Here is a 1,928-nt window from a genome sequence, read left to right as displayed (position 1 = left end):
ACAAGAAATTCTTCAATCCTGCCTGAATCTATTAATATCACTACGATTGTTGCTCTGGTAAGCTCCGTTTCCTTTTGCAAATAAGCTAAAATATCCGGCAGCGCGCCCAAATGCTCGACATTCGTTATTTGACTTCTGGTTTCGGCAACACAAATCCCCCTGTGTTCTATATCTATTGATGCCTCTCCGTATGAAACCTTTACCGGCTCAATCCTATCCATTTTCCTAATCGCTCCAACGGCGTTGCTCACAAGCGTTTCTGTGGAATACTCAACGGAATAGGTAGTTTTAGCCTTAATCTTATTCCAGAACTTTTCAAAATCTTCGTCCAGAAACACTTGTTCCTAAATCCTGCAAACAAGGCTAAGCCTTGTTTGCAGGATTTAGGTATCAATAAAATTCTCTTCTCCAAAAATCTCATTCATTAATATACGGAGATTATGTATCTCATTATCATCAACGCTAATAAAAATTACCCCATCTTCTCTCAACAAGTTTCTAGCAAGAAAAAGACGGGGATACATCATGCTGAGCCATTTGGAGTGAAACCTGCCATCCGTTTCGGTATTTGTAGAGTATCGCCTACCCTCGCTGTCTAATTGCCCAGTATAGCGTAAGTATGTATCCGGACTTTCTGTATAGTTATCAGGGTAAATAAAATCATTGCCTGTATTATAGGGCAGGTCAATGCATATCATCTTGATTTTGCCAGCAAATAGGATGACACCAGATCATACAATTTTTGTTCATCGGGGGATGGTATAAACTCCTGTGTTATTGCTATTCTATTCGTGTATTTAACATATTCCAGTACCTGGCGGCGGAGTGTTCTTATACAGACAGGCTTCAATCGTTCTTTCAGGCTACAAAAATCGTTCTCATTGGCTAACCTGGAAAACTGGCTCTTAAAACTCTTTACATCGCTAAAGGTATAATCATCAATGACACTCACGAGACCATAAAGTTCTAAGAGAGAATTTTGGAGAGGTGTTGCCGTAAGGAGAATTTTTAGGACATTGGCAACGGCATTTTTGACGGCATTGGCAATTTTATTTGATGGCTTATAAACATTTCTCAAACGGTGGGCTTCATCAATAATCACCAAATCCCAGTTGATATTTTTAATGTAAACGTCTTTAGCCCTTGCAAAATGGTATGAACATATGACTATTTCGTTCTGGTTAAAGGGATTTAAGTTTCCATTTCTAATTTCCTGATTAAAAGATGATGTTTCCAATATAATTGACGAAAGGAAGAATTTATCCAGTAATTCCTGATTCCATTGTTTGCGCAGATTGGATGGTACGATGACCAGAATTTTCCGTTTTCTTTCAGCCCACTTTTGAGAGATAACCAGTCCAGCCTCAATGGTTTTTCCCAGCCCGACCTCATCCGACAGTATAGCGCCCTTAGAAAGCGGGGAATGGAAGGCAAACAAAGCTGCCTCAACCTGATGTGGATTTAAATCTACCTGGGCATCTAAAAGAGAAGAAGCCAGTTTTTGCAAACTATCCGATGAGTTGCGTTTTGTGAGTTCGAATGCAAAATATTTGGCATGATAAGGCGTTATTTGCATTAATTATAGCATTCAGATAATTATTTACGCTTAAAACGAAAGAACCAAATTACATATTTTTTGGTTTGTGTACGGAGTATAAGTCATTCAAAAACGTAATTCAATACTATTTCACGTGCTGAGTTGAGCATTTGTTACACTCAAGATCAACGTAGCACATTTTTGATAAATGCATTTTAAATTTACCAAAGGAAGGAAAAACTATATGGCAGTTGATTACTATGTCATTCAGTTACAAAATTCTTTGATATTCGTAACACTTTAGTTCTTTGAAAAATTAACAAGCGATTTTATAGGCCAACCCAGAAGGCGTTTTTACCGTCAGGGCGTTTTTGGCAATTGCCAGAAGGTT

The 1,928-nt window shown here is 38.1% G+C and carries 3 protein-coding genes; all 3 read right to left on the bottom strand.

Going from position 1 to position 1,928, the window contains the following annotated elements; translation table 11 throughout:
- The coding region (locus HUT38_04730) for a hypothetical protein (protein NUQ57757.1) at positions 1-338 on the bottom strand (338 nt) is incomplete at its 3' end.
- A 45-nt stretch (positions 339-383) separates the two neighbouring features.
- Positions 384-698 (bottom strand): site-specific DNA-methyltransferase, encoded by a 315-nt coding sequence (locus HUT38_04725; GenBank protein NUQ57756.1) that lies wholly within the window; start codon positions 696-698, stop codon positions 384-386.
- On the bottom strand, positions 695-1,576 hold the full coding sequence (locus tag HUT38_04720; GenBank protein NUQ57755.1) for a DEAD/DEAH box helicase: 882 nt from the start codon (positions 1,574-1,576) through the stop codon (positions 695-697). Before HUT38_04720 ends, HUT38_04725 begins: the two co-directional genes overlap by 4 nt.
- Positions 1,577-1,928: the final 352 nt, after the last annotated feature.

Source organism: Candidatus Paceibacter sp. (assembly GCA_013360865.1).
In the GTDB taxonomy this organism is placed as follows: Bacteria; Patescibacteriota; Minisyncoccia; order UBA9983; family UBA9983; genus SURF-57.
Note: the sequence above shows the minus strand (reverse complement) of the source record. Positions and strands in the feature narration are given on the sequence as shown.